At 70.8% G+C, this 26,215-nt stretch carries 22 protein-coding genes and 1 pseudogene; 10 read left to right on the forward strand and 13 right to left on the reverse strand.

The genetic code is table 11. From position 1 onward, the window contains the following. Positions 1 to 65: 65 nt before the first annotated feature. A complete protein-coding gene (gene hemL, locus ABZ795_RS06550) occupies positions 66 to 1,403 on the reverse strand; it encodes a glutamate-1-semialdehyde 2,1-aminomutase (RefSeq protein ID WP_357529435.1) in 1,338 nt (445 codons plus the stop codon). A 139-nt stretch (positions 1,404 to 1,542) separates the two neighbouring features. Here hemL and ABZ795_RS06555 point away from each other — a divergent pair, with 139 nt between their 5' ends. Beyond that, positions 1,543 to 1,878: an STAS domain-containing protein gene (locus ABZ795_RS06555; RefSeq protein ID WP_357529437.1), complete on the forward strand. Its 336-nt coding sequence runs from the start codon at positions 1,543 to 1,545 to the stop codon at positions 1,876 to 1,878. Positions 1,879 to 2,015: 137 nt separating this feature from the next. Here ABZ795_RS06555 and ABZ795_RS06560 read toward each other — a convergent pair whose 3' ends face one another. Together ABZ795_RS06560 and ABZ795_RS06565 are read right to left on the reverse strand one after the other, a co-directional pair. Next, positions 2,016 to 2,579 carry a response regulator gene (locus ABZ795_RS06560; protein WP_327023278.1) on the reverse strand — a complete coding sequence of 188 codons (564 nt, stop codon included), beginning with the start codon at positions 2,577 to 2,579 and terminating at the stop codon, positions 2,016 to 2,018. After that, on the reverse strand, positions 2,576 to 6,946 hold the full coding sequence (locus tag ABZ795_RS06565) for a HAMP domain-containing protein (protein ID WP_327023279.1): 4,371 nt from the start codon (positions 6,944 to 6,946) through the stop codon (positions 2,576 to 2,578). Before ABZ795_RS06565 ends, ABZ795_RS06560 begins: the two co-directional genes overlap by 4 nt. A 154-nt stretch (positions 6,947 to 7,100) precedes the next feature. On the opposite strand from ABZ795_RS06565, the gene ABZ795_RS06570 reads away from it, so the two are divergent. Beyond that, the gene (locus ABZ795_RS06570; protein ID WP_357529440.1) at positions 7,101 to 9,155 is read left to right on the forward strand and encodes a SpoIIE family protein phosphatase; all 2,055 of its coding nucleotides are present in this window, start codon (positions 7,101 to 7,103) and stop codon (positions 9,153 to 9,155) included. A 23-nt stretch (positions 9,156 to 9,178) separates the two neighbouring features. On the opposite strand, the gene ABZ795_RS06575 is transcribed toward ABZ795_RS06570, so the two are convergent. After that, on the reverse strand, positions 9,179 to 10,525 hold the full coding sequence (locus ABZ795_RS06575; RefSeq protein ID WP_357529442.1) for an FAD-binding oxidoreductase: 1,347 nt from the start codon (positions 10,523 to 10,525) through the stop codon (positions 9,179 to 9,181). Positions 10,526 to 10,606: 81 nt separating this feature from the next. Between ABZ795_RS06575 and ABZ795_RS06580 the strand changes: the two genes are divergently transcribed. Further along, positions 10,607 to 12,703 (forward strand): S9 family peptidase, encoded by a 2,097-nt coding sequence (locus tag ABZ795_RS06580; RefSeq protein WP_357529444.1) that lies wholly within the window; start codon positions 10,607 to 10,609, stop codon positions 12,701 to 12,703. 1,286 nt (positions 12,704 to 13,989) lie between these two features. Beyond that, positions 13,990 to 14,126, forward strand: a pseudogene (locus ABZ795_RS06585) (DNA-binding response regulator); the annotation flags it as partial. Between the two features lie 10 nt (positions 14,127 to 14,136). On the opposite strand, the gene ABZ795_RS06590 reads toward ABZ795_RS06585, so the two are convergent. From ABZ795_RS06590 to ABZ795_RS06620, 7 genes are all read right to left on the reverse strand, one after another. After that, positions 14,137 to 14,517, reverse strand: coding sequence for an STAS domain-containing protein (locus ABZ795_RS06590; RefSeq protein ID WP_357529446.1), 381 nt, complete (start codon positions 14,515 to 14,517; stop codon positions 14,137 to 14,139). Between the two features lie 198 nt (positions 14,518 to 14,715). Further along, the gene (locus ABZ795_RS06595) at positions 14,716 to 16,251 is read right to left on the reverse strand and encodes a SpoIIE family protein phosphatase (RefSeq protein ID WP_357529448.1); all 1,536 of its coding nucleotides are present in this window, start codon (positions 16,249 to 16,251) and stop codon (positions 14,716 to 14,718) included. A 1-nt stretch (position 16,252) separates the two neighbouring features. Next, positions 16,253 to 17,602: a sensor histidine kinase gene (locus ABZ795_RS06600; RefSeq protein ID WP_357529450.1), complete on the reverse strand. Its 1,350-nt coding sequence runs from the start codon at positions 17,600 to 17,602 to the stop codon at positions 16,253 to 16,255. Beyond that, positions 17,602 to 18,621, reverse strand: coding sequence for a SpoIIE family protein phosphatase (locus ABZ795_RS06605; RefSeq protein ID WP_327023288.1), 1,020 nt, complete (start codon positions 18,619 to 18,621; stop codon positions 17,602 to 17,604). The genes ABZ795_RS06600 and ABZ795_RS06605 overlap by 1 nt, the downstream gene beginning before the upstream one ends. After that, positions 18,609 to 19,028: an ATP-binding protein gene (locus tag ABZ795_RS06610; RefSeq protein WP_327023289.1), complete on the reverse strand. Its 420-nt coding sequence runs from the start codon at positions 19,026 to 19,028 to the stop codon at positions 18,609 to 18,611. The genes ABZ795_RS06605 and ABZ795_RS06610 overlap by 13 nt, the downstream gene beginning before the upstream one ends. Continuing rightward, positions 19,025 to 19,435, reverse strand: coding sequence for an STAS domain-containing protein (locus ABZ795_RS06615; RefSeq protein ID WP_357529453.1), 411 nt, complete (start codon positions 19,433 to 19,435; stop codon positions 19,025 to 19,027). The genes ABZ795_RS06610 and ABZ795_RS06615 overlap by 4 nt, the downstream gene beginning before the upstream one ends. Beyond that, complete coding sequence (locus ABZ795_RS06620; RefSeq protein ID WP_327023290.1) at positions 19,435 to 20,295, reverse strand: STAS domain-containing protein; 861 nt, start codon at positions 20,293 to 20,295, stop codon at positions 19,435 to 19,437. Before ABZ795_RS06620 ends, ABZ795_RS06615 begins: the two co-directional genes overlap by 1 nt. A gap of 164 nt (positions 20,296 to 20,459) precedes the next feature. Between ABZ795_RS06620 and ABZ795_RS06625 the strand changes: the two genes are divergently transcribed. Continuing rightward, entirely contained in the window at positions 20,460 to 20,816 is a 357-nt protein-coding gene (locus ABZ795_RS06625) for an STAS domain-containing protein (RefSeq protein WP_327023291.1), read from the forward strand. 10 nt (positions 20,817 to 20,826) lie between these two features. Here ABZ795_RS06625 and ABZ795_RS06630 read toward each other — a convergent pair whose 3' ends face one another. Continuing rightward, complete coding sequence (locus ABZ795_RS06630; protein WP_357529456.1) at positions 20,827 to 22,089, reverse strand: MFS transporter; 1,263 nt, start codon at positions 22,087 to 22,089, stop codon at positions 20,827 to 20,829. A gap of 50 nt (positions 22,090 to 22,139) precedes the next feature. Here ABZ795_RS06630 and ABZ795_RS06635 point away from each other — a divergent pair, with 50 nt between their 5' ends. From ABZ795_RS06635 to ABZ795_RS06650, 4 genes are all read left to right on the forward strand, one after another. Next, a complete protein-coding gene (locus ABZ795_RS06635) occupies positions 22,140 to 22,835 on the forward strand; it encodes an FCD domain-containing protein (RefSeq protein WP_357529458.1) in 696 nt (231 codons plus the stop codon). Positions 22,836 to 22,862: 27 nt separating this feature from the next. After that, a complete protein-coding gene (gene mscL / locus ABZ795_RS06640; protein ID WP_327023294.1) occupies positions 22,863 to 23,336 on the forward strand; it encodes a large conductance mechanosensitive channel protein MscL in 474 nt (157 codons plus the stop codon). An 84-nt stretch (positions 23,337 to 23,420) separates the two neighbouring features. Continuing rightward, positions 23,421 to 23,654, forward strand: a complete 234-nt coding sequence (locus tag ABZ795_RS06645; RefSeq protein ID WP_327023295.1) for a hypothetical protein — start codon at positions 23,421 to 23,423, stop codon at positions 23,652 to 23,654. A gap of 166 nt (positions 23,655 to 23,820) precedes the next feature. Beyond that, positions 23,821 to 24,180 carry a hypothetical protein gene (locus ABZ795_RS06650; protein WP_327027318.1) on the forward strand — a complete coding sequence of 120 codons (360 nt, stop codon included), beginning with the start codon at positions 23,821 to 23,823 and terminating at the stop codon, positions 24,178 to 24,180. 12 nt (positions 24,181 to 24,192) lie between these two features. On the opposite strand, the gene ABZ795_RS06655 is transcribed toward ABZ795_RS06650, so the two are convergent. Then, complete coding sequence (locus ABZ795_RS06655) at positions 24,193 to 25,488, reverse strand: benzoate/H(+) symporter BenE family transporter (RefSeq protein ID WP_357529461.1); 1,296 nt, start codon at positions 25,486 to 25,488, stop codon at positions 24,193 to 24,195. A 55-nt stretch (positions 25,489 to 25,543) separates the two neighbouring features. On the opposite strand from ABZ795_RS06655, the gene ABZ795_RS06660 reads away from it, so the two are divergent. Continuing rightward, entirely contained in the window at positions 25,544 to 26,131 is a 588-nt protein-coding gene (locus tag ABZ795_RS06660; RefSeq protein WP_357529463.1) for an XRE family transcriptional regulator, read from the forward strand. Positions 26,132 to 26,215: the final 84 nt, after the last annotated feature.

The raw sequence follows: 26,215 nt of genomic DNA on the forward strand, positions 1-26,215 counted from the left end.
CCGTGCTCCCCTTCGTTCGCGACTGCGGGGCTCGCAAAACCGGCTCACTCCTCGCGCTCACGTGCTTACCCCCCTGTGCCCGCCGCTGCCGCTGCATTGGCCGCCACCGGCAGGGCGGCGGCGATCTGTTCCAGGGCGGCGTCGTCGATCGCCGCCGACACGAACCAGGATTCGAACGCGCTCGGCGGCAGGTACACCCCGGCGGCGAGCATCGCGTGGAAGAACGCCTTGAACGCGGGCACCTGCTGGGTGCGGGCGCTGTCGTAGTCGACCACGTCGGCGTCCGTGAAGAAGATCGAGAACATGCTGCCCGCGTACGACAGCCGGTGCGGGACACCGGCGGCGGTCAGGGCCTCCGTGGCGAGCTTGCCCACGACGGCGGCGGTCTCGTCCAGCTTGCGGTAGAGCGCCTCGTCGGCCAGCCGCAGGGTGGTCAGTCCGGCCGCGCAGGCCAGCGGGTTACCGGAGAGGGTGCCGGCCTGGTAGACCGGGCCGGCCGGGGCCAGTCGCGCCATGATCTCCGCGCGCCCGCCGAAGGCCGCCGCGGGCAGCCCACCACCCATGACCTTGCCGTACGTCCACAGGTCCGCCTCCACCGGGTCGAGGCCGTGCCACCCGGAGCGGGAGACCCGGAACCCGGTCATCACCTCGTCGATGATCAGCAGCGCGCCGTTGGCGTGGGCGATCCGCGCCAACTGCTCGTTGAAGCCGTCCCGGGGGGCGACCACCCCCATGTTGCCCGCCGCCGCCTCGGTGATCACGGCGGCGATGTGCTGACCCTCGGCGGCGAAGGCCTCCTCGACCGCGACGATGTCGTTGTACGGCAGCACGATCGTCTCGCTGGCCGCAGCGCCGGTGACACCGGGCGAGTCGGGCAGGCCCAGGGTGGCCACGCCGGATCCGGCGGCGGCCAGCAGCGCGTCCACATGACCGTGGTAGCAGCCGGCGAACTTGATGATCTTCGAGCGGCCGGTGTATCCACGGGCCAACCGAATCGCCGACATGGTCGCCTCGGTGCCCGAGTTGACCAGTCGAACCTGCTCGACCGGAGTCCGCTCGACGATCTCGGCGGCCAGGTCCACCTCACCGGGGGTCGGCGTACCGAAGCTGGTGCCCTTGGCGGCGGCGGCCTGGACCGCCGCGACCACCTCGGGATGCGCGTGGCCCAGAATCAACGGCCCCCACGAGCACACCAGGTCGACGTAGCGCCGGTCGTCGGCGTCGTACAGCCAGGGGCCCTCACCACGAACCATGAAGCGGGGGGTGCCACCGACGGCCCGGAAGGCACGCACAGGTGAATTCACCCCGCCCGGCACGATGGCGCGAGCGCGGTCGAACAGGGCCGCTGAGGCCGGAGCGTCGACCGGGTAGCGGTCGGATCCGGCGGAAGTCACCTCGGTCACGATGTCGCCATTGTGTCAGCGCCGATCGGAGCACCGGCAGGTACCCCGGATCGGGGTTACCAGGCTCACCTGCGAAAGGCCACCCCGGGCCGGCTCGCCTCGGAAGGCCGAAGGGGCGAGATCGCGATAGGCTGACCCGGTGGATCGTGCCGAACTGTCCATCACCGTATATCGAGCGGGCGACGAAGCAGTGTTGCGCCTTGCCGGTGAGATCGACATGCTCACGGCCGCCCAGCTGTCGACCGTCGTCAACGAGGTCCTCGCCGAGCCGCCGCCCCGGATCGTGCTCGACCTGGGTGGCGTCACCTTCTGCGACTCCCAGGGCCTCGGCACCCTCGTCGTGCTCAGCCGCAAGGCCAGTCACGCCCAGAGCCTGCTCATCCTGACCAACGTCGGCGAGTTCCTGCTCCGCGTCCTGGACATCACCGGCCTCCGCAGCGCCCTGATGATCCGCAACGACGCCCCCACCCCCTAACCCCCCACCCCCACCCCACCCCACCCACCCCACCCACCCCCATCCGGCGGGTTGATCATGAGGTTGGCGGCACATTTTGATCTTCAATCTGCCGCTAACCTCATGATCAACGTGACAATTGGGTTGAGGGGGTGGGGTTAGTCGGGGGTGGGGCCCCAGCGGGCTTGTTCGAGGGTGGTCAGGGCTTGGGCGACAGCTTCGGGGGTGTCGGTGGCGGTGCGGAGGAGGGTGGTGGCCTCGTCCACGGCGTCGGTCAGCAGGCGCCACTGGGCGTCGCGCTCGCGGACCATCTCCGACTGGGCGGCCAACTGGCGGGTCTTGGTCCACAGTTCCACGAAGACGGAGACCTTGGCCCGCAGCACCCAGGGGTCGAAGGGCTTGGTCAGGTAGTCCACCGCGCCGACCGCATAGCCGCGCAAGGCCAGTTGGGCGTCCCGGTCGGCGGCGGTCAGGAAGATGATCGGTACGTGCCGAGTGCGTTCCCGCCGCTTGATGTGGCTGGCCGTCTCGAAGCCGTCCATGTCCGGCATCTGGGCGTCCAGCAGGATCACCGCGAAATCGTCGACCAGCAGTTGCTTGAGGGCCGCTTCGCCGCTCTCCACCGCCACGGACTGCACCTGCAGCCCCTGGAGGATCGCCTCCAGGGCCAGCAGGTTCTCCCGGCGGTCATCGACCAGTAGCGCCTTCGCCACCTGCGTCACGAGCCCTCCTCGGTGCGGCTGCCACTGATCCAGGAGCCCATCAGCTCGATCAGCTCGTCCAGGTCGACCGGCTTGGTGATGTAGTCGCTGGCCCCCGCCGCGATCGCCGACTCCCGGTCGCCGGGCATCGCCTTGGCGGTCAGGAAGACGATCGGCAGGTCCGCGAACCGGTGGTTACGCCGGATCTGCCGGGTCGTCTCGTACCCGTCCTGGTCAGGCATCATGGCATCCATCAGGACGATGTCGACCTCCGGGTGCTCGGCCAGCAGGCGTACCCCGTCGCTGCCGTTGTCGGCGTACAGCACCGTCATGCCGTGCAGTTCCAGCGCGCTGGTCAGGGCGAACACGTTGCGTACGTCGTCGTCGACGATCAGCACGGTGGCCCCGTCCAGTTGGCGGGTCTTCGGCGCCTCGGGCTGCGGTGGCAGCAACTCCACCGGCGGCATCAGCAACGACGAGGGCAGGCCGGCCCGTTGCGGGGAGGGCGGCGCCGGGGCCACCACGGCGTCCGGGGCCAGCACGTCGGGCAGGTAGAGGGTGAAGGTCGAGCCCTGACCGGGTACGGAGCTGACGGTGATCGTGCCGCCGATCAGCCGGGCCAGGTCCCGGCTGATGGACAACCCCAGGCCGGTGCCCCCGTAGCGACGGCTGGTGGTGCCGTCCGCCTGCTGGAAGGCCTCGAAGATCAGGGAGAGCTTGTCGTCGGAGATGCCGATGCCGGTGTCGATCACCGTGAAGGCGATCACCTGACGGGCGTTGGTCAGCGCCGGTACGTCGAAGACCGCCTGCTCCGGTGCCCGGGAGATGCGCAGGGTGACCGCGCCGTTGTCGGTGAACTTCACCGCGTTGGACAGCAGGTTGCGCAGGATCTGCTGGAGTCGCTGGGCGTCGGTGATCACCGCGGGTGGCAGATCCTCGCCGACCTGTACCTGGAATTCCAGGCCCTTCTCCTCGGCCTGCGGGGCGAAGGCCTGCTCGACGTAGCCACGGATCTCCGCGAACCGGACCTCCGTGGGCTCCACGTCCATCCGACCCGCCTCGATCTTCGACAGGTCGAGGATGTCGTCGATCAGGCGCAGCAGATCCGACCCGGAGCCGTGGATCGTACGGGCGAATTCGATCTGCTTCGGGGTCAGGTTGCGCTCCGAGTTCTCCGCCAGCAGCCGCGCCAGCAGCAGCAGCGAGTTCAGCGGGGTACGCAGCTCGTGGCTCATGTTCGCCAGGAACTCCGACTTGTACGCCGAGGCCCGGGTGAGCTGCTGCGCCTTCTCCTCCAGACCGAGCCGGGCCAACTCGATCTCCCGGTTCTTGGTCTCGATGTTGCCCTTCTGCTCCGACAGCAGGGTCGCCTTCTCCTCCAGTTCGGCGTTGGTGCGCTGCAACTCCGCGGACTGTTCCTGCAACTCGTGGGCCAGCCGCTGCGACTGGGCTAGCAGTTCCTCCGTACGCCGGTTGGCCTGGATGGTGTTGACCGCGATGCCGATGGTGGCCACCAGCCGCTCCAGGAAGGACAGGTGCAGCTCGGAGAAGGGGGTGACGCTGGCGAACTCGATCACCCCGAGCAGTTCGCCCTCGAAGAGGACCGGCAGCACGACCAGGTCGGCCGGTGGGGTGTCGGCCAGCCCGGAGCGCAGGGTGATCCGGCCGTCCGGCACGGCACCGACCCGGATCGTGCGGCGGGAGAGGGCGGTCTGCCCGACCAGCCCTTCGCCGGGGCCGAAGGTGACCTCGTGGCCTCGGGACACATAGCCGTACGAGGCGGTCAGCCGAAGCCGCATCACCCCCTCGGAGTTGTCCGCCAGGAAGAACGCCCCTAGCTGGGCGTCTACCAGCGGAGTCACCTCCATCATGATCATCCGGCAGACCTCGCCGAGGTCGCGCTGGCCCTGCAACAGGCCGCCGATGCGGGCCAGGTTGGAGTCCAGCCAGCCCTGCTCGGCGTTCTTGTGGGTGGTCTCCCGCAGGGTGACGATCATCTGGTTGATGTTGTCCTTCAGCTCGGCGACCTCGCCCTGCGCCTTCACCGCGATTCGCTGGGTCAGGTCGCCCCGGGTCACCGAGGTCGACACCTGGGCGATCGCCCGCAGCTGGGTGGTCAGGGTGGAGGCGAGCTGGTTGACGTTCTCGGTCAGGTCCCGCCAGGTGCCGGAGACCCCCTTCACCTGGGCCTGACCACCCAACTTGCCTTCGATGCCGACCTCCCGGGCCACCCGGGTCACCTCGTCGGCGAAGGAGGACAACTGATCCACCATCGTGTTGACGGTGTTCTTCAACTCCAGAATCTCGCCCTGGGCATCCACGGTGATCTTCTGCGACAGGTCACCGTTGGCGACCGCGGTGGTGACCGAGGCGATGTTCCGTACCTGACTGGTGAGGTTCGAGGCCATCGAGTTCACGTTGTCGGTCAGGTCCCGCCAGGTGCCGGAGACCCCCTTCACCTGGGCCTGACCACCCAACTTGCCCTCGGTACCCACCTCCCGGGCCACCCGGGTCACCTCGTCGGCGAACGAGGACAACTGATCCACCATCGTGTTGACGGTGTTCTTCAACTCCAGAATCTCGCCCTGGGCATCCACGGTGATCTTCTGCGACAGGTCACCCTTGGCCACGGCGGTCGAGACCTGAGCGATGTTGCGCACCTGGCTGGTCAGGTTGGAGGCCATCGAGTTCACGTTGTCCGTCAGGTCCCGCCAGGTGCCGGCCACTCCGCGTACCTGGGCCTGACCGCCGAGCTTGCCCTCGGTGCCCACCTCCCGGGCCACCCGGGTCACCTCGTCGGCGAACGAGGACAACTGATCCACCATCGTGTTGACGGTGTTCTTCAGCTCCAGGATCTCGCCGCGCGCGTCCACGGTGATCTTCTGCGACAGGTCACCCTTGGCGACCGCGGTGGTGACCGAGGCGATGTTCCGCACCTGACTGGTCAGGTTGGAGGCCATCGAGTTCACATTGTCGGTCAGATCCCGCCAGGTGCCGGAGACCCCCTTCACCTGGGCCTGACCACCCAACTTGCCCTCGGTACCCACCTCCCGGGCCACCCGGGTCACCTCGTCGGCGAACGAGGACAACTGATCCACCATCGTGTTGACGGTGTCCTTCAGCTCCAGGATCTCGCCCCGGGCGTCCACGGTGATCTTCTGGGAAAGGTCACCCTTGGCCACCGCGGTGGACACCTGGGAGATGTTTCGCACCTGGCTGGTCAGGTTGCCGGCCAACTGGTTGACGTTCTCGGTGAGGTCCCGCCAGGTGCCGGAGACCCCGCGTACCTGGGCCTGACCACCGAGCTTGCCCTCGGTGCCCACCTCCCGGGCCACCCGGGTCACCTCATCCGCGAACGAGGACAACTGATCCACCATCGTGTTGACGGTGTCCTTCAGCTCCAGGATCTCGCCCTGCGCCGCCACGGTGATCTTCTGGGACAGGTCACCCCGGGCCACCGCCGTGGAGACCTGGGCGATGTTGCGCACCTGGGCGGTCAGGTTGGAGGCCATCGAGTTGACGCTGTCGGTCAGGTCCTTCCAGGTGCCGGCCACATTGGGCACCTCGGCCTGACCACCCAGCTTGCCCTCGGTGCCCACCTCCCGGGCCACCCGGGTCACCTGCTCGGCGAAGAGACGCAGGGTGTCCGTCAGCGAGTTCATGGTGTCGGCCAGCTCGGCGACCTCGCCCCGGGCGCTCACCGTGATCTTCTGGCTCAGGTCACCCTTGGCGACCGCCGTGGCCACCTGGGAGATCGACCGCACCTGCCCGGTGAGGTTCGAGGCCATGGTGTTCACCGAGTCGGTGAGGTCCTTCCAGGTGCCGGCGACCCCCCGCACATCGGCCTGGCCGCCCAGCTTGCCCTCGGTGCCCACTTCCCGGGCCACCCGGGTCACCTCGTTGGAGAAGGACGAGAGCTGATCGACCATGGTGTTGACCGTGCGGCCGATGCGCAGGTACTCACCGCGCAGGGGACGGCCGTCGATCTCCAACGCCATGTGCTGCGAGAGGTCACCGTCGGCGACCGCGACGATGACCCGGGCGATCTCCGTGGTGGGCCGACCCAGGTCGTCGATCAACGAGTTGACCGCCCGCTGGCCCTCCGCCCACGAGCCGTCCAACCCCTCCTCGTCCAGCCGCTCGGTCAGCCGGCCGTCCCGACCGACCACCCGGCTGATCCGCCGTAGATCCAGATGCTGTCGCTCCTGGAGCGACACCACGTCGTTGAAGGCGTCCGCCACCTCCCCGGCCGCGCCGGAGCGCCGGGGAAGCCGGACCTTCAGGTCACCGCCGCGTACCCGGCGCAGTGCCTCCGCCAGCTCGGTGAGGACCGCCTCGTGGTCGGCGACGCTCATCTCCGCGGTCGCCGACTGTTTCGCCGTGGTCATCGTTCCTCGCTCACCTCGGGGTCCACCGGCCTGCGCCGGCCACCCCATCATTGTCCCCGTGAGCTCGAAACCGCCACGACACAACGCGGCCCGGGTCGCCGACGCCAACCCCGATCGGTTTGGCACACCACCGGTGTCCGTGGAGGATACGAGGGTGGCAGCGGAGGCGGGGCCCGCGGCGACCGGCGGCCCGAAGGAGCATGTGCGACGTGTCCGGCTGCCGGCTGACCGACGTACCCCGGCAGCCGCAAGAGCGGTCGTACGCTCCGTGCTGGCCGAGGCGAACCTGGACGAACTGCTCAACGAGGCGCTGCTGCTGACCACGGAGCTGTCCACGAACGCCGTCGAGCACGCCCGTACCGAACTGGACGTCGAGGTGAGCGCGGACGCCACCGGGCTGACCGTGACGGTCTCCGACTTCGCCGCCGGCCCGGTGGACGACCTGACGGTCGGGGGACGCAACGCGGCGACGGAGATCACCGAGGTGGCCGAACGCGGCCGGGGACTGCTGCTGGTCGATCACTTCGCCAGCCGCTGGGGCACCACCTACCTGCCCAGCGGCAAGGGGGTGTGGTTCCGGCTGGACCGGCACCATCCGGAGGACGGCGCCACGACCACGGAGGGCGACCCGGCCGGCACCGAAGCGACCACCGCCCCCAGCGCCGGGGCGATGAGTCTGCTGATGCAGACCCTGCCGGATCCCTACGCCGAGGATCCGCTGCCCGACTTCGCCACGAACCTGCTGACCCGGGTGGCGGAGATGGTCGGTGCCGCCGGAGGGGTGGTCCGGCTGGATCGTGGGGACGGGCAGGGACCTCAGGTGCTGGCCCGCTACGGCCGCCCACCCAGGACCGGTCACGACCTGCTCCGGGTGCCGTTGGCGGTGCACCGCCCGTACGCCGGGGAACTGGAACTTGATGCTGCGCCCACCGCGTACGCCCGCCCGCTGGCGGTGTTGACCGCCGAGCGGCTCTCGCTGCACCTGGAGAACGACCGGCTGCGCCGCGCGGACGTACGCCGACAGGCCTGGCTCACCTTCCTCGCCGAGGCCAGCGAGCTGCTCGCCCAGTCCCTGGACGTGGAGCTGACCATGGCCCTCGTCCCGCAGTTGGTGGTGCCCCGACTCGGTCAGTGGTGCGCGGTGCACACCACCGACGAGTGGGGTCGGCTGCGCCTGGCCGCCGCCACCCACGCCGACGAGGCGATGCTGCCGCAGTTGCACGCGATCCTGCGGCAGACCGGTCCGGACTCCGTCCAGGCCCGGCTGCGGGAGGCCAGCCGCAACGGCACCCAGACCCCGCTGGGGGTGCCGATGGAGGGTTTCGCCGTACCCCTGATCGCCCGGGGTCAGCGCCTCGGCACCCTGGCCGTGGGGCGACACCAGCGGCACCGGCACGACCCGGACGAGATCGCCGTGCTGGAGGATGTGGCCCGACGGGCCGCGCTGGCCATCGAGAACGCCCGCATCCACGCCGAACGGCGGCGGATAGCCCAGGCTCTGCAACAGTCCCTGCTGCCGCCGGTGCTGCCGGTGGTGGAGGGCATCGGTTTCGCCGCCGAGTACGTCCCGACCGGCGGGGACGCCGACGTCGGCGGGGATTTCTACGACGTGGTGCCGCTGCCGGACGGGTGCTGGCTGGTGGTGATCGGCGACGTCTCCGGCAAGGGGGTGCAGGCCGCTACGGTGACCGGGCTGGTCCGGGATGTGATCCGGGTGCTGGCCGGTGACGGGAAGCCGCTGCCGGAGTTGCTGCCCAGGCTCAACGAGACCCTGGTGCAGCGGGGGGCCGGCCGGTACTGCACCCTGGCCCTGGCCGTGGTCGCGCCCGGTGCGGACGGCCGGCTGGATGTCGGGCTGCACCTGGCCGGGCATGATCGGCCGTTGCTGCTGCGTTCCGGCGGGGGGCCGGCCACCTTCGTCGGCAGCGGTGGCACCGCCCTGGGCCTGCTGGACACGATCAGCTCACCCCCCTCGGAGCTCACCCTGGGCCCCGGTGACTGCCTGGTCTTCTACACCGACGGGGTGACCGAGCGCCGTCGCGGTCGGGAGCTGTTCGGCATCGGCCGGCTGCGCGACGCCGCCACCCCGCTGGCCGGCTACCCCGCCGACGTGGTGGCGGCCCGGCTGCGCGCCACCGCGATCAACTTTTCCGTGGAGGAGCCCCGCGACGACATCGCCATTTTCGTCCTGCGCAACGACGCCGGCTGATTCGAAGCCGCCCTGGGCGGTGCTCAGAGGCCACCGGGCAGTCGGCCGGGAGCCAGCCGGTGGGCCGGGTCAAGGTGCTGTTTGACCGCGCGGAGCCGAGCCAGGCCGACCAACTCGCCCCAGAGGTCGACCGCCCGCCGGACGGCCGGTGGTGCGGAGAGCACCACGCAGCGGCCCTGACGGGCCAGGAGCACACTGCGGACGGCGGCCAGGATCGCCGCCACCCGGTCGGGTGGCAGCACCCCGGGCAGGGCGGCGTGCACCACCCCCAGACCGGCCGAGCCACGGACCGGAATCGGCGCCCCGGCCGCGTCACGCAGCGCGTACACCGCCGCGTGCAGATCGGTGATGGGCACCTCCAGCCGCAGGGCGGTGTCGCCCGGGGCGAAGGGATAGCTGCGCCACCAGGCGGGAGCCGACCGGGCCACGGTGGTGCGGGCACCGAGCAGGGAGACCAGCCGGTCGCTCCGCTCCGCCACCTCGGAGGGGCCGCCCTCCAGCAGCACCACCAGCGACCCGGCTCCTCCCGGGCTGGCCGGGGACCGACCGGTCATGGAGGGATGGCGGGCCATCGCGGCGGTCCGCGGATCCCACTGTGGACGGTCCCTGCCCCCGGCCGGCAGGTCCAGCTCGATCGCGGCCGGTTCCAGGCGGGCGGCGAGCACCGCCCGGATCAGGTCGTGCACCTCCAGGGGGGTCCACACCGGTCGGGTCACCCAGACCCGGCTGGCCGGCAGGGCCTGCACCCGCAGGGTTGCGCTGACCAGCACGCCGAGGGCCCCTTCCGAGCCGCACAGCAGCCGGGCCTGGGTCAGCCCGGCGGCCCCGCCGTCGACCTCGGTCAACTGCCCGTCGGCGGCCAGGTAACGCAGGCTGACGAGTTGGTCGCAGGCGGTGCCGTGCCGGTGCCGCAGCGGACCTGCCTCGTCGGCGGCGAGCACCCCACCCACGGTGGCACCGGGCGAGGGGGCGTCCACCGCCAGGCGTTGACCGGTGCGTTCCAGGGTGGCCTGGACCGCGCGCAGGGGGGTGCCGGCGCCGACCTCGGCGGTGCGCTGGCCGGGCGGCCGGTGCCCGATGCCGGCCAGTCGCCCGGTGTCCAGCATGATGTCCAACCGCTCCGGCGGGGCACCCCAGTCGATCTTGGTCCCCGCACCCCGGGGAACAACGGCCAGGTCGTGTCGTGCGGCGAGTTGGAGCACCCGGGCGGCCGCCTCGGCATCGCCGGGCACGGCCACCCAGCGGGCCGGGCGCCCGGCCACCTCGTCGGCCGGGCCGGCGAACCGGGCGAAGCGGGGACCGCAGATCTCGGTCAGGCGGCGGGCGATGTCCAGGGCACCGGAACCGCCGGTGGAACGTGCTGGCACCATGCCGCGATCGTACATCTGTTCGAACGATTCGGTAGGTCTTTGCTACGTACGGGAGCGGAGCAGGGCCGGTAACGTGACGCCGTGACCACCGAGACCCCCGCACCCGTGGCTAAGCGGGTTCCCACCGAGCGAGTCCACCACGGCGACACCGTCGTCGACGAGTACGCCTGGCTGGCCGCTAAGGACGACCCGGACACGATCGCCTACCTCGAGGCCGAGAACACCTGGACCGAGCAGCGCACGGCCCACCTGTCCGGGCTGCGTACCGAACTGTTCGAGGAGATCCGTCGGCGCACCCAGGAGACCGACCTGTCGGTACCGACCCGAAAGGGCGGGTACTGGTACTACACCCGCACCGAGGAGGGCCGGCAGTACGGCGTGCACTGTCGGCGGGCCGTCCGTGACGGCGAGACCACCCCCCCGATCAGCGCCGACGGTGCCCCGCTGGAGGGTGAGGAGATCCTGCTGGACGGCAACCTGTTGGCCGAAGGGCACGACTTCTTCGCCCTGGGTGCCTTCGACGTCAGCCCCGAGGGGCGCTTCCTGGCCTATTCCACGGACTTCTCCGGCGACGAGCGGTACACCCTGCGGATCAAGGACCTCACCACCGGGGAACTGCTGCCCGACGAGATCCCGGGCACCTTCTACGGCACGGCCTGGTCGGCCGACGCCTCGGTGCTGTTCTACGTGACCGTGGACGAGGCCTGGCGGCCGCACCGGGTCTGGCGCCACCTCATCGGTACGGCCGCCGCCGACGACGTCATCGTGCACGCCGAGGAGGACGAACGGTTCTGGGTGGGGGTCGAGTTGACCCGCTCGGAGCGGTTCATCCTGATCGACATCGCCAGCAAGATCACCAGCGAGGTACGGGTCATCCCGGCCGACAACCCGACCGGTGAACCCGCGGTGATCGCCCCCCGTCGGCAGGGCGTCGAGTACTCCGTGGAGCACCACGGGCACCGGTTCCTGATCCTGCACAACGACGGCGCGGAGGACTTCGCCCTGGCGTACACCTCGGCGGACGCCCCGGGCGACTGGGTGCCCATGATCGGGCACTCCCCCGGCACCCGGCTGGAATCGGTCGACGCCTTCGCCGACCACCTGGTGATCACTCTGCGCAGCAACGGCCTGACCGGCCTACGGGTGGTGCCGCTGGACGGCGGCGAGGCCCACGACATCGAGTTCCCGGAACCGCTGCACACCGTGGCTCTGGACGGCAACCCGGAGTACCGCACGAGCCGGCTCCGGCTGCGCTACACCTCGTTGATCATCCCCGACTCGGTGTACGACTACGACCTGGCCACCCAGGAGCTGACCCTGCTGCGGCGCCGTCCGGTGCTGCCCGGCCCGGACGGACGGCCCTACCAGCCGGAGGACTACGAGCAGCAGCGGGAGTGGGCCCTGGCCGACGACGGCACCCGGGTGCCGATCTCCCTGGTCTACCGTCGGGACACCCCCCGCGACGGCTCGGCCCCCTGCGTCCTCTACGGCTACGGGTCGTACGAGGCCAGCATGGACCCCTGGTTCTCGGTAGCCCGGTTGTCCCTGCTGGACCGTGGGGTGATCTTCGCGGTGGCCCACATCCGGGGCGGCGGTGAACTGGGCCGACGCTGGTACGACCACGGCAAGATGCTGGCCAAGAAGAACACCTTCACCGACTTCGTAGCCTGCGCCCGGCACCTGGCCAAGGCCGGCTGGACCGCACCGGACCGGCTGGTCGCGCGCGGCGGCTCGGCCGGGGGCCTGCTGATGGGCGCGGTCGCCAACCTGGCCCCGGACGCCTTCGCCGGCATCGTCGCGCAGGTGCCCTTCGTGGACGCCCTCAACACGATCCTCGATCCCTCGCTGCCGTTGACCGTCACCGAGTGGGAGGAGTGGGGCAACCCGCTGGCCGACCCGGAGGTGTACGCCTACATGAAGTCGTACACCCCGTACGAGAATGTGGCGCCCCTGGACTATCCGGCGATCCTCGCGATGACCAGCCTGAACGACACCCGGGTGTTCTACCACGAGCCGGCGAAGTGGATCGCCCGGCTCCGCACCGTGGCCCCCCAGGGTGACTACCTGCTCAAGACCGAGATGGAGGCCGGACACGGCGGCCCCAGTGGACGCTACGACGCCTGGCGGGAGGAGGCGTTCATCAACGCCTGGACCCTGGATCGCCTGGGTCGCGCCTGACCGGTTCCGTAGCCCTCTCTCCGCGGCGCCGGCCGCTCACCCGCTGCCGGCGCCGCGCCGCCACCCTCCGGGGCCTGCCGGAGAGAATCTCATCTGCGCCCCCTGCCCTGACCTGACGTACGGTCCGGCCGGGGGGAATAAGGAGTCGCCGGTCGTGGGGGCGGGCTTCCCGCCGGCCGAGTCGGGCTGTGCGAGCTGGTGCGGCTCGCGAGGTGTGGATTACCGGACGGGACCCGCTCTGGCCGCGCGGCCCGCTCCGCCACCTGCTGTCCGGCGACGGACGTCCGGGCAGGAGTCCCCGGCGGGCTCACCGCCGGATGGTCGTCGTCGTACGTCCGCACAGGTGTCGTTCGAGCGCTCGCGGACGGGGTGTGCGTGGCCTCCTGTTGCTCGTCGGGGCGAGGGCTCCTGTCGTACCGGTCGGCGACCCAGTCGGCCAGCGCGACCATTCTCGCGACATCCTGCATCTGCCGGGGATCCTCGTAGAGTCTCTGCAGGTCAGGGTCGCCGGAGACGAGGTACGCGGCGGCGATGGCCTGCTGTAGTCGTTCCTTCTCGTGCTGGAGCAGGTTCTCCTCCTCGTTGAGGGTCGCTTTCCAGCTCTCCACCTGCGCATCGGTGATGGGCTTCCGGGGTTCCGGTGCCGGCTGACTAGGCGCGGGGGGCGACTCGTCCTTACCGGGTGCGGGTGGCTGGGAGCTTTGCGTCGCACCGTCCGGTCGGTTCGCCGCGGATTGCTCAGACCCGCGTGTCGGCTCACTGGACCCGGCCCCCCACGCATGATCATCTGACGCCTGCGGGCTCTGCCCCCCGGCACCGGCCTGCCTTGCCGCAGCGGCGGTTCGGGGCGTCGGCACCGACTCGCTGGTCTCGAAGCGGCGGAACAGGCGTTGGAGCCGGTGCAAGGCAACGCTCAGCCAGCCTGACCGGCCGTGCTTCAGGTGATCGTCGACCCGGCTCGCAGCGAGGTCACGGGCCTTCTTGATCTGACGTTCGCTCAGCTGCGGCGGGCCGTCGGCCGGGCCACGATCGGTCCCGCGACTCGCGCGATCGTTCTCCACCGCGAGCCGGAGATCCCGGTCCAGGGCTCGTTGCGCGTCGAGCAACCCGGGGGACGACTCTGTGGGCAGTTCCTGCATCCGTATCCACATGCCGTCACCAACGGGCCGACATGGTGGATGGTTCAGGTAGGGCCGGGCATACCCCAGTCGGTGGATCCAGTCGGCTGGGGCCGCGACAGACCGTTCAATAGCGTTATCGGCACGACACCGGTACCAGCGACCCACCTCGCCGCCCGGCTGCACGTCACCGAGGCCACCGTCGGCAAGCACATCGGCAACCCAAACTCGGTCTGCCGCCGGACGACGACACCAACCGCCGGGTGCTGGCGACCCTGACCTACCTGCGCGCCAACCCCGCCTGAGTCTCCGCTGTCATCCGAGGGCGACGAGGTCGCGGCTGAAGGATCGGCCGGTGCCGCCGATGCGGACGGTCCCGTGGTAGTTAAGCAGGTGTCCGCTGCCGCTGAGCGCGATGACCCGCGCCGGAACGCCCTGGGCGGCGATGACCGTCACCTGCTGCCCCCGTGCCATGGCCGCCGTCCGGACCCTCAACAGCGCGGAGAGGGCGGCACAGTCGAGAAACCGCAGGTTCTTCAGGTTGAGCGTCAGGTGGGCGACCCAGCGGGGGGTCAGGAAGGCGGTGAGGCCCTGCTCAAGCTGCTCGATGGTGGACAGGTCGGCCTCGCCGGCCAGGGTCACGTGCCGGATGCCCGGCCGCATGTCGCGATAGTCGAATCGCAGCAGTCCGTCCATGATGTGACTCGGTCCCCGCCCTGGCGAAGGGCATGTCGTGGGCCGGAGAGGTTGCCACCGTCAATCCGGCGCCGGGGAGGACAGAGCTTGCACGCGGCAGTGCCGACCTCGACGTGGTGCTTTGGACACCAGTTCCGACCGTACCCGGCCCTGACCTTTCCTGCCAGTGCCCACCCGTCTGCGGCCAGTGCCGGCGGCTCAGCGCCGGCGGAGGGCCACCACGGCTACATCGTCCTGGATCTCGTCGGGGGCCAGTTCGTCGAGCAGCCGCTGACAGAATCGGTCGAGGTCGGCGTCCACCCGCACGGCAGACCCGGCCAGCGCGGTCAGCCCCTCGTCGATGGTGGCGTCCCGCCGTTCGATGAGGCCGTCGGTGTAGAAGACGATCGTCGCCCCGCGCGGCAGCACGAACTCCAGGTCTGCCGGGCGCGGTGCCCGTACCCCTAGCAAGGGTGCGGAGTGGTGCACGTACTCGGTCTTCCCGTCCATGCTGATCAGCGGCGGCAGGTGACCCGCGCTGGCCAGTCGGACCTGCCCGGTGGCCGGTTCGAGCAGCAGTACACAGATGGTGGCCAGTTCGGTGGGCAGCAGCGTACGCATCAGCTCGTTGACCCGGTGCAGGATCTCACCCGGCTGGTGCCCCTCCACCGCGTACGCCCGCAGTGCGTGCCGCAGTTCGGCCATCACGGTCGCGGCGTGCAGCGAGTGGCCCGCCACGTCGCCGATCGCCATCAGCAGGTGACCGTCGAGCATCACCAGCTCGTAGAAGTCGCCCCCCACCTCGGTACGGGCGCTGGCGGGCTCGTAGCGGACGGCCAGATCCAGCCCGGCGATCGTCGGGATGCGCTGCGGGAGCAGACTGCGTTGCAGGGTCACCGCGATGCGGTGCTCCTCGTCGAAGGATCGCTGGGCCTCGACCGCGGAGGCCACCGCCTGGGCCAGTTGACGAAGCACCGGGGTACGGGCGGTCTGGGTGGCGGTCGGCACCACGACATAGAGGGGGGCCCGGTCATCGCGCAGCCGACCGGCGGCCACCGTCACGGTGTCCCCCGCCGGCCAGTCCACCAGGGCCCAGTCGGCCGGGTCCTGCACCCGGACGGTGGCGCCGACCGGGGTGTCGCTGTCGTCGACGACCCACGGCACGATGCGGCTGGGGGCACCCGGGCCGGCGCAGACCCCGGCGATGCAGTCGCCGTCGAAGGTCTCGGCTATCACCGCGGCGGGGCTCTTGAAGATCTCCGCAGTGCCGGCCGCCGCCGCTTCCAGCAGCCGGGCGAAGTTCGGCGCGGCGTGTACCGCCACCGTGGTGTCCGCCAGCCCGGTGAGTCGTTCCGCAAGCAGTTCGGCGCGCTGCCGTGCCTGGTAGTAGCGCAGCACCGCGTGAGCGGTGGCGACGAGTTCCTCCGGGTCGATCGGCTCCGCCAGGTACGCGTCCGCCCCCCGGGTGAGGCCCTGGGCGCGGTCGGCGGTGTCGATGGCGTGTGCGGACACGTGAATCACCGGCAGGGCGGGACGGGCCGACTTGATCCGTTCGCAGACCTCGAACCCGCTGAGGTCCGGCAGGCGCACGTCGAGAACCACCAGGTCGATCGGATCCACCTCGACCTGACGCAGGGCCTCGCTGCCGTTCTGGGCCTCGATCACGGTGAACCCGGCCCGGGTCAGCCAGTTCACCAGCAGGTAGCGCTTGGTCCGGCTGTCGTCGACCACCAGCACGGTCGGCGGGGAGTCCATGTCACATCCCGTTCGCCGGCAGGGTGACCGTCAGGGTGCTGCCCCGGCCGACCTCACTGGACAGTTCCAGGGTGCCGCCCAGCAGGGTGGCCAACCGCCGGGCGTACGGCAGACCCAGGCCGGTGCCGCCAGCCCGGGAGGGGCCCGGCACCTGGTAGAACTCCTCGAACACCCGGTCCTGCAACTCCGCCGGGATGCCTGCGCCGGTGTCGGAGACGACGAGTCTCCAGCTGTCGCCGGACCGCTCGGCGCGCAGCCGCACCTCACCCCGGGCGGTGAACTTCAGACCGTTGTGCAGCAGGTTGCGCAGCACCTGGGCGAGCAGCATCTCGTCGGTACGGATGGTGGCGGGGGTGGGGGGTTCCTCCACCACCAGCTCCACCTCGGAGGCGGTGTGCAGGGCCCGGAGGGTGCCGCGTAGCTGCCCGAACAGGGCCCGCAGGTCCACCTCGGTCCAGTTCGGTTCCAGTCGACCGGACTCCGCCTTGGCCAGATCCAGCAGCTCGTTGACCAGCGAGAGCAGATCCGAGGCCGAGGATCGGATCAGGCCGACCTGGCGTTCCTGCTCCTGCGTCAGGGGGTCGGAGGCGGAGTCGGTGAGCAACCGGGCCAGCCCGATGATCGCGGTCACCGGTGCCCGCAGTTCGTGGCTGACGTTGGCCAGGAACCGACTCTTCGACTCGCTGGCCGAGCGCAGCTGCACGGACTTGTCGTCCAACTCGGCGTACAGGGCCACCACACCCCGGTTGGTCTCCTCCAGCTCGTCGGTGAGCTGGTGATAGAGCGCCAGTACGCCCCGGTTGGTCTGCTCCAGTTCCTCGTTGAGCCGCGCCAGTTCGTCGCGTTGGGTGCGTACCTCGTCCAGGGCGGCGATCAGCTGCGAGTTCTGGGCGGCGAGTTCCTCCTCCGCGGTCCCCGGTGCGGTCTGCCCCAGTTGGGCCCGCAACTGCTCAAGGCCCTGTGGGGTGAGCGACTGCGCGGTGGCCGGGATACGTCGTGACATCCTCACGACCGTATCCCCCGCCGGAGCCACCACGGTCAACGTGTCCACCAGGCGCGCCACCGCACCGGACTGCGGCTCGTACCGCCCCTGCGGCAGTGGACCGACCGGAATGAGGTCGACTCGCAGGTGGTGGCGCCCGTCCGGGGTGTCCGCGATGGCGAACACCACATCGGCGCCGCCGACACTGCGCAGCAGGTCCCGGGCCACCTCACTCAGGGCGGTGGCGATCCGGACCTGGTCCTGGTGCTCCAGGCCGACCGCGGTGGCCACCTCCCGGCCCCGCTGGCGAACCACGAAGATGTCCTGCTCCACCCGCAGGGTCATCTGCAACAGCGGTTCGGCGTTCATCACCAGGACCTCGCCACCAACACACCGGCGTCGTCGCGCCGGACGCCGGCCTCGCGCAACAGGGTGGCGGCCACCACCAACGGTGACCGCCCGGACAGTCCGGGCTGGTCGGCGAGGCGCCAGCGGTCGACCACCCCGTCGCTGTGCATGACCAGCAGGCTGCCGGGGTCGAACGGATACTCGTACTGTCGGATGGCCGGGCGTTGATGTCCGGCGATGCCGGGCAGGGAGACCAGCCCCCGCTGCCGACCGTCCCCGGTGGCAACCACCCCGCTGATGTTGCCCAATCCGGCGTAGCGCAGCAACCCGGTAGCCGGGTCCGGCTCGGCCACGGCCAGCGCCGCGCCACGGGTGTGCGACAGGGCCCGGTGCAGGTGGCCGACCACCTCGGCCGGGGCGGCGTCCGGGGCGGCCCGGAAGGCGGCAAGGGCGGCGTCGGTGGCGGCGGCGGCCAACGGCCCGTGCCCCAGGCCGTCGGTGACCAGCAGCTGACGGCGTACGCCGACGATCCGCCAGGCGTATCCGTCTCCGCTGACCGTCTCCCCGGTCAGCGGCCGGGTGATTCCGCCGGCCCAGGGCCGTTCGGTCACCGGGTCGGCGAACACCTGCACGACGATGACCGTTCCTCGACCCGGCCGCGAGTACGCGTCGAACCAGCTGGCCTGCCGGACGATCGCCCCCAGGCCGATACCCAGGGTGCCGGTGGTGGAGTGACCGTCGCGGGCGGAGTCGGTCAGGTCGGCCATGCCGGGCCCGGAGTCGACCGCTACCAGTTCCACCCCGGCGTCCAGCTCGCGGCGTACCGGCCGGAGCAGCAGCACCCCGTCGTCGGCGTGCTTGATCAGGTTGCTGGTCAGCTCCGCCGTGACGATGGCCAGGTCGGCGATCCGGCTGTCCGGCAGCCCCAACTGCGCGCCCAGGCGTTCGGCCGCCCGTCGCACCGCACTGCCGGCGCTGCCGGTCTCCACCCGGAACCAGGTGCCCCGGTCGGAGACCGGTTCGGCCGTCACCGGGACCACTTGGTGATGGTGATCCTGGTGCCCTGACCGGGCGCGGTCTGGATGTCGAACTCGTCCACCAACCGCCGGGCCCCGCTGAGGCCCAGGCCCAGACCGCCACCGGTGGTGTACCCGTCGGTCAGGGCGAGGTCCAGGTCGGCGATGCCGGGGCCGGAGTCGGCGAAGACGATGCTGATGCCGGGACGGCGGCCGTTGTCCACGACGGCCACCTCGACCGTGCCACCGCCGCCGTAGACCAGGGTGTTGCGGGCGAGTTCGCTGGCCGCGGTGACCACCTTGGTCTGGTCTACCAGGGAGAGCTTGACGGCCACCGCCACCGTACGCACCAGTTGCCGGACGCGTACCACGTCCTCGTCGCTGCCGACCGTCTGCGCCTGCGGCCGGCTCAGGTCGACCCCGCTGGTCACGGCGACGCCGTCAGCTCGGGGTCCAGACCCTCGTCGTGCTCGTCGTACTGGTCGTCGCGGTTGGCCGCGATGAGTTCCATGCCCCGCTCGACGTTCAGCGCGGTACGGATGCCGTTGAGGGACAGTCCCAACTCGACCAGGGTGATGGCGACCGCCGGACGCATCCCGACGACCACCGTCTCCGCGTCGAGCACCCGGGAGATCGAGGCGATCGTGGACAGCATCCGTCCGACGAAGGAGTCCACGATGTCCAGCGCGGTGATGTCGATGATCACCCCGTGGCAGCTGGTGGCGACGATCCGCTCGGCCAGGTCCTCCTGGAGGGCGATGGCCGTCTGGTCGGACATGTCCACCTGGATGGAGACCAGCAGGATGTCGCCGATCTTGAGGATCGGCACCCGTTCCATCACGCCTCCCGACGCGGCTGGCGGCGGCCGGTCTCGACACCGGTGAGCCGCAGCACATGGCGCAGCGCGTCGGCCAGACTGGCCTTGGTGGCGATGTCACCGAACTCGATGCCCAGGGCGACGATGGTCTGGGCGATCTGGGGCCGGATGCCGGAGATGATGCAGTCGGCGCCCATCAGCCGGGCGGCCACCACGGTCTTCAGGATGTGCTGGGCGACCTGGGTGTCCACCGCCGGCACCCCGGTGATGTCGATGATCGCGTACGGCGAGCTGGTGTCCACCAGGGTCTGCAGCAGTCGCTCCATGACCACCTGGGCGCGGGCCGAGTCCAGGGTGCCGACCAGCGGCACCGCCACCACGCCTTCCCAGAGCTTGACCACCGGAGTGGACAGCTCCAGCAGCTGCTCGGCCTGGTCGGCGATCAGGCTCTCCCGGGTCCGCACGAAGCTCTCGAAGGTGAACAGGCCCATCTGGTCGACCAGGGTGCCGAAGGCTACGTAGTCGCGCAGGGTCCCGGCGCTCTCGTCGGTCTCCATCACGCTCAACAGGGCGTCCTTGAGGGCGAACACACCGGTGGCGGTCTCGGCGGCGGAGAAGCCCTGGCGGGCCTGCCCCCGGGACAGCTCGGCGAGGACCGCACGCAGTTCGGTGGCCTCCTCGGCGGCCAGGTCGGCGGCGCCCTTACCGAGCGCGTCGACCAGGGCGCGGTGCAGCTCCTGCACCTGCTGACGCAGTTCGGTCTGGCTGAGACGGCCACGAAGCTGCGCCGCGACGACCTCGGTCCACCGTTGCGTGACCTGATCGACATGGCTGGTTAGCAGACCAGCCAGCCGGCCGCTTTCGTCAGTGCTCAACGCCATGACATAACCCCCTCGAACCGGACCGGCCGGACTCTATCACCGCCGACCCGAAAACTACTTGCCCCACAGCAAGTGAAGGTCGGCGGGCACTCGATCTCGTGCCCGTTCTGCGTACCGAGGCTCCGGTGGGATACCGTTCCACCGATAAACAGGAGGTCTGGCGAATGTCCTTGACGGTGCACACGGAACAGCGCGGTGACATGGTCGTTGTGGCGGTCGCGGGCGAACTGGACATGGCCACCGCGCCGCAGTTGCAGGACCAGATCACCGACCTGCTCGACAAGGGGCGCAGCCGGCTGGTCTTCGACCTATCGGAGGTCTCGTTCTGCGACTCCACCGGCCTGTCGGTGTTCGTCCGCGCCAAGAACAGCTGCGACGAGGCCGGCGGAGTGGTCCGGCTGGCCGCACCGCAGCGCGGGGTGCTGCGCATCCTTGAGGTCAGTGGCCTGGTGGAGGTGCTGCACACCTACCCCACGGTCGACCAGGCGGTGGCGGGCGAGGCCACCCCGGCCACCTCCTGACTCCGACCCATCAGCGCTCGTCCTCGATGTATCCGGGGCGAGCGATGACCATTCCCGCCCCCGTCTGCACCGCCAGAGCCAGCAGCAGCAGACCGAGCGGCGCCGTCCAGCCTCCGGTGGCCTCGTAGAGGATGCCGACCAGTAGCGGCCCCAACGCCGCGATCACATATCCCGTGCTCTGCGCGAAGGCCGACAGGGCCACCGTGCCGTCGGCGGTACGGGCCCGCAGCCCGATGGTGGTCAGGATCAACGGGAACGCCCCCTGGCCACAGGCCAGCAGCAGCACCCACAGCAGGGCCGCGTCCCGGGGCGCGAACGCCAGGCCCAGATAGGCCGCCGTCGAGGCGGCCGTCAGGGCGAACACCAGGGGACGCAGGTTGCTCATCCGGCCGGCCAGGGTCGGCATCAACATCGCGATCGGTACCCCCAGGGCGGTCACCCCGGCGAGCAGCAGTCCGGCGTCCTGGGCCCGGAAACCCGAGTCCCGGAAGAGTTGGGCCAACCAGCCCATGATCGCGTACCCGCTGAGTGACTGGGTGCCGAAGTAGACCGCCATCGCCCAGCCGAGCCGGGTACGGCCGGGGCGGACGATCAGTCGGGCGCCGGCGGCACCCCGGGTCGCGCGCCGTGCGGCACCCCGGCTGCGCAGCGCCGCCGGCAGCCACGGGAGTACGGCGACCGCCGCCAGCCCCGCCCAGACCCCCAGCCCCGCCCGCCAGGAACCGAAGGCGTGCGCCACCGGCACCGCCGCAGCGGCGGCCGCCGTCGTGCCGGTGACCAACGCCATCGTGTACGCCCCGGTGACCAGCCCGGTGCGGTGCGGGAAGTACTGCTTCACCAGCATCGGCATCAGGATGTTCGCCACCGCGATCCCGGCCAGCGCGAGCGCGCTGGTGAGCAGGAACACCAGCGCGGAGTCGGTGACCACGCGCAACACCTGACCGACGGCGAGGGCCAGCATCCCCAGGACCAGCAGGCGGGCTGCGGAGAGTCGGCGGACCAGCCAGGGGGTGGCCGCCCCCAGCGCGGCGAAGGCGATGGTGGGCAGGGTGGTGACGAAGCCGGCCAGGGTGCCGGACATGGCCAGGCCGACGCGTACCTCGTCGAGCAGGGCACCGAGGCTGGTGACGGCGGCCCGCAGATTGAGCGCCACGAGCAGCATCCCGACCAGCACCAGCAGGCCACCGTGCAGGCGCGGCGCGGTGGTCTTGTCCTGGGTGGTCGACCCGTCGGCGGTGGTGGCGGCCGCAGCGGGGACGGGTGACGGAGGCATGACCTCGAACCTACAATCATGGGATGAATTCCGGCGAGAGGTGGTGACCAGTGCCACCGGCAGTCGACTCCGCCCCGGCGCCGCCCCGGGGACGGCGGATCCAGCAAACGATTACGCAACTGCGGGAGCGCATCCTGGCCGGCGAGTGGCCGGTGGGCAGCCGGATCCCGACCGAGCCGCAACTGGTCGAGGCCCTCGGGGTGGGGCGCAACACCGTACGGGAGGCCGTCCGGGCCCTGGCCCACGCCGGGGTCCTGGAGTGCAGGCAGGGCTCCGGCACGTACGTCATCTCCACGGACGAACTGGCGCCCGTGGTGGCCCGACGGCTCACCGACGACCGGATGACCGAGGTGATCGAGGTACGCCGAGCCTTCGAGGTGGAGGCCGCCCGGCTGGCCGCTCGTCGGCGTACCCCTGAGGACCTGGCCGCCCTCGACGAGGCGCTGGCCGCCCGCGAGGCGGCCTGGCGCGGCGGCCGGGTCGCCGAGTTCGTCGAGGCCGACGCGGAGCTGCACACCGCGGTGGTCGCGGCCGCGCACAACGGCATGCTCGCCGAGCTGTACGCCTCCATCGGCGCCGTCCTGCGCAGCACGGTCACCCAGGCGATGGGCGGGGCCCTGACCCCGGACCGACACGTCGACCACGCCCGTCTGGTGGTCGCCATCCGGGCTGGTGACCCGGATCTCGCCGCCCGGGAGGCCGGCGCATTTCTGGAGCCCCGATCCGGGGGCATAGGTTGTCCTTGACGAACCCGGGACACCTCAGGAGTACGAATGCTCAAGGGTTTCAAAGACTTCATCATGCGCGGCAACGTCGTCGACCTGGCGGTCGGTGTCGTCATCGGTGCCGCGTTCACGGGTGTGGTCACCCAGCTCACCAAGTCTTTCCTGGATCCGCTGATCCGGGTCTTCGTGGTCCTGGTCACCGGCAGCGACAAGGGGCTGGAGGGCACCGCACCGACGATCCAGGGCATCCCGTTCGACTGGGTCGCCTTCGTCAACGCCCTGATCACCTTCCTGCTCACCGCGGCGGCGCTGTACTTCCTGGTCGTCTTCCCGATGAACAAGCTCGCCGAGCGCCGCAAGCGGGGCGAGGAGCCGCCGCCCGCCGCGCCGAGCGAGGAGGTCAAGCTGCTCACCGAGATCCGCGACGCCCTGGTGGCCTCCGGCCGGACCACCCCGGCCCAGCAGCGCAGCGCCCTGGACGACGCACTCGGCTCGCGGGAGGAACCGCCCACCGGGCGCTGAACCCGACAACCGCAGGTCACCCGTACGGGGAATGCCGCCACGCGCCATCCTGAATCGAACACATGTTCGATAGAGTCCCTGGCCATGGAGCAGCGAAAGCACTGGTGGAACGGGAAATGGGGGCGCCTGGCCCGGCGGGACGTCTTCCTCCGGACGGACGCCGACCGGTGGTACGTCGAACAACGGGCCGGCGGCGCCGAGGGAGTCTCCCGCTTCTACGAGTACGACACCCTCGACGACGCCGAGGAAACCATTCGCGCCCTGCTCCACCCCGCCGACCCCTGGCGCGAACTCTCCCCCCGCCCCCCATCCCCCTAAGCCCGCTCCCCGCCCTCCCACCCTGCGCTTGTTGATCAAGAAGTTTGCGTCTGGATTTGCCGGATCCATGACGCAAACCTCTTGATCAACTCGGTTTTGGAGGGGTTGGTGGGTGGGTTTAGGGGGGTTGGGGGGCGGGAAGGGGTGGGGGATGGAGAGGCAGGGGATCGATCAGCAGGGGATCGTCTCGCGGGTGACCACCGGGATGCGGGTGGTGGATGTCGCCGGGCGGGACGTGGGGACCGTCGATCTGGTGCAGCGGGGTGATCCGAATGCGGTGACGGTGCAGGCCCCGACCGCCGACCCCGGCGGCAGCCTGGACGAGTTGATCGAGTCCGCCAGCACCGAGGAACCGGACGTCCCCGCCGACCTGGCCGCCCGGCTGCTGCGCACCGGCTACCTCAAGGTCTCCACCGACCTGGTACCCACCGGCGCCGTCTACGTGCTCGCCGACCAGATAGCCAGCGTCACCGACCGCGAGGTCCTCCTCAGCGCCCTGACCGCCGACCTCCCCGCCGAGGACTGACCCCCACCCGGCCTAGCGACCGATCACGCGGTCGACGCTCTCCTGGCGCAGGGTCGGCGCAGGGCCGGTGGGCACGGCGGACGAAGGCGCCGCTGGCGTGGGAGGCGCTGGCGTGGGAGTCGCTGGTGCGGGAGGCGCTGGCGTGGCAGTGGGTGGCGTGGTGCGGCGGCGGCGGAAGATCAGCAGCATCAGGCAGCCGGCGATCAAGCCCCAGAAGGCGCCGCCGATGCCGGCCAGGGAGACGCCCGAGGCGGTGACCACCAGGGTGACGACCGCCGCTTCCCGCGCGTCGGGGTCGGCCAGCGCCGAGGTCAGTGAGGTGGCCAGGGCACCTAGCAGGGCCAGCCCGGCGACCGCCTCGATCAACACCGGTGGCGCCCAGCCGACCAGGGTGGTGACCGCTCCGGCACCCAGCCCGAGCAGGGCCAGGCCGACACCGTTGGTCACCGAGGCGATCCAGCGACGATTCGGGTCGGGGTGGGCCTCCGGTCCGGCGGCCAGGGCGGCGGTGATCGCGGCCAGGTTCACCGCATGTCCACCGGCCGGGGCGGCGACCAGGCTGGCCAGCCCGGTGGCTCGCAGCGCCGAACTGAGGGGCGGCCGATAGCCGTAGCCGACCAGGACGGCCGTGCCGGGCACGTTCTGCGCGGCCATGGTGACCAGGAACAGCGGCAGCGCCAATCCGACCATCGCGGTCAGGCTCCACTGCGGCGCGGTGACCTCGATCACCGGACGTAGTCCACCGCCACCCCCGCCCGAGGTGGTCAGGGCGATCGCGCCGGCCGCCACCACCAGGGCACCGGGCACCGCCCAGGGGCGGGCGAAGCGGTGCAGCACCAACCAGCACACCAGCACCGGGGCGGCCAACACGGGCACCTCGACGAGGGCCCGTACCGGCGCGGTGCACAGTGGCAGCAGCACCCCGGCGAGCATCGCCCCGGCGATCGGCTTGGGGATCGCCGCGACGGCCCGGCCCAGCACCGGGAAGAGGCCGGCGGCCACGATCAGCAGCCCGGAGACGAGGAAGGCACCGACCGCGACCGGCCAACCGCCGGGCATCGGGCCGGTGGCTACCAGCAGCGCCGCGCCGGGTGTGGACCAGGCCACGCTCATCGGCAGCCGGTGCCGCAGGCCCAGCCAGGCGGCGCAGAGGCCGGACATCAGGCAGAGTACGAGCAGCCCGGAGGCGGCCTGACTCTCGGTGGCCCCGACCGCCCGCAGGCCGGCCAGGACCACGGCGAACGAACTGGCGAACCCGACCAGCGCGGCCACCGCGCCGGCCAGCACCGGTTGCATCCGATCCGCCATACCCCACCCTCAATCGTTCCGTTTACGGAACAGCACCGTGTAGCACCATAGCGGGGTGCCTTACTCAGCAGCATCAGACCCCCTACCGGTCGCCGACTCCGGTCAGCCCGGGGCGGCAGAGGCGGATCCCGCGGCGATCGGCCGCCGGGTCCGTGCCCTGCGCGAGGCCCGGGGGATCTCGCTGTCCGCGCTGGCCCGGCAGGCCGGGGTGGGGAAGGCGACCCTCTCCGGACTGGAGAACGGCCTCCGCAACCCCACCCTGGAGACGTTGTACGCGATCACCGCTCACCTCGGCGTACCGCTGGCCGCCGTGCTCTCCGAGGCGACCAGCGAACCGACCGTACGGGGGGCGGCCGTCAGCGCCACCCTGCTGGAGGTGTTCGAGGACTCCGAGGTCACCTACGAGCTGTACCGGATGCGGGTGGCCCCCGGGCCGGGGCAGCTCTCACCGGCCCACCAGGCCGGGGTGACCGAACATGTCACGGTCTTCACCGGAGCGCTGCGCGCCGGTCCGGTCGACGCCCCGCTGACCGCCACCGCCGGTGGCCACCTGCGCTGGACCTCCGACGTGCCGCACATGTACGCCGCCGTCGGCGACGAGGAGGTCACCGCCAGCCTCCTCCTGCGCTACCCCCGGCAGTAGGCGTGCACCGGCAGTAGGCCCGCACCGTTACGCCGAAACGGCGGGGTACGGGGCTGCGGATGCCGCCGTATCGCCGAAACGGAG

It is taken from the genome of Micromonospora sp. NPDC047134, from assembly GCF_040643455.1.
Taxonomy (GTDB): domain Bacteria; phylum Actinomycetota; class Actinomycetes; order Mycobacteriales; family Micromonosporaceae; genus Micromonospora.

Bases quoted from the DNA above. Each gene is read 5' to 3' on its own strand.
- ABZ795_RS06655 (WP_357529461.1), bottom strand. From the start codon at position 25,488: ATGGCGGATCGGATGCAACCGGTGCTGGCCGGCGCGGTGGCCGCGCTG.
- ABZ795_RS06615 (WP_357529453.1), bottom strand. From the start codon at position 19,435: ATGGAACGGGTGCCGATCCTCAAGATCGGCGACATCCTGCTGGTCTCC.
- ABZ795_RS06575 (WP_357529442.1), bottom strand. From the start codon at position 10,525: ATGGTGCCAGCACGTTCCACCGGCGGTTCCGGTGCCCTGGACATCGCC.
- ABZ795_RS06630 (WP_357529456.1), bottom strand. From the start codon at position 22,089: ATGCCTCCGTCACCCGTCCCCGCTGCGGCCGCCACCACCGCCGACGGG.
- ABZ795_RS06625 (WP_327023291.1), top strand. From the start codon at position 20,460: ATGTCCTTGACGGTGCACACGGAACAGCGCGGTGACATGGTCGTTGTG.
- ABZ795_RS06590 (WP_357529446.1), bottom strand. From the start codon at position 14,517: ATGGACGGACTGCTGCGATTCGACTATCGCGACATGCGGCCGGGCATC.
- mscL (WP_327023294.1), top strand. From the start codon at position 22,863: ATGCTCAAGGGTTTCAAAGACTTCATCATGCGCGGCAACGTCGTCGAC.
- ABZ795_RS06620 (WP_327023290.1), bottom strand. From the start codon at position 20,295: ATGGCGTTGAGCACTGACGAAAGCGGCCGGCTGGCTGGTCTGCTAACC.
- ABZ795_RS06595 (WP_357529448.1), bottom strand. From the start codon at position 16,251: ATGGACTCCCCGCCGACCGTGCTGGTGGTCGACGACAGCCGGACCAAG.
- ABZ795_RS06645 (WP_327023295.1), top strand. From the start codon at position 23,421: ATGGAGCAGCGAAAGCACTGGTGGAACGGGAAATGGGGGCGCCTGGCC.
- ABZ795_RS06600 (WP_357529450.1), bottom strand. From the start codon at position 17,602: ATGAACGCCGAACCGCTGTTGCAGATGACCCTGCGGGTGGAGCAGGAC.
- ABZ795_RS06565 (WP_327023279.1), bottom strand. From the start codon at position 6,946: ATGACCACGGCGAAACAGTCGGCGACCGCGGAGATGAGCGTCGCCGAC.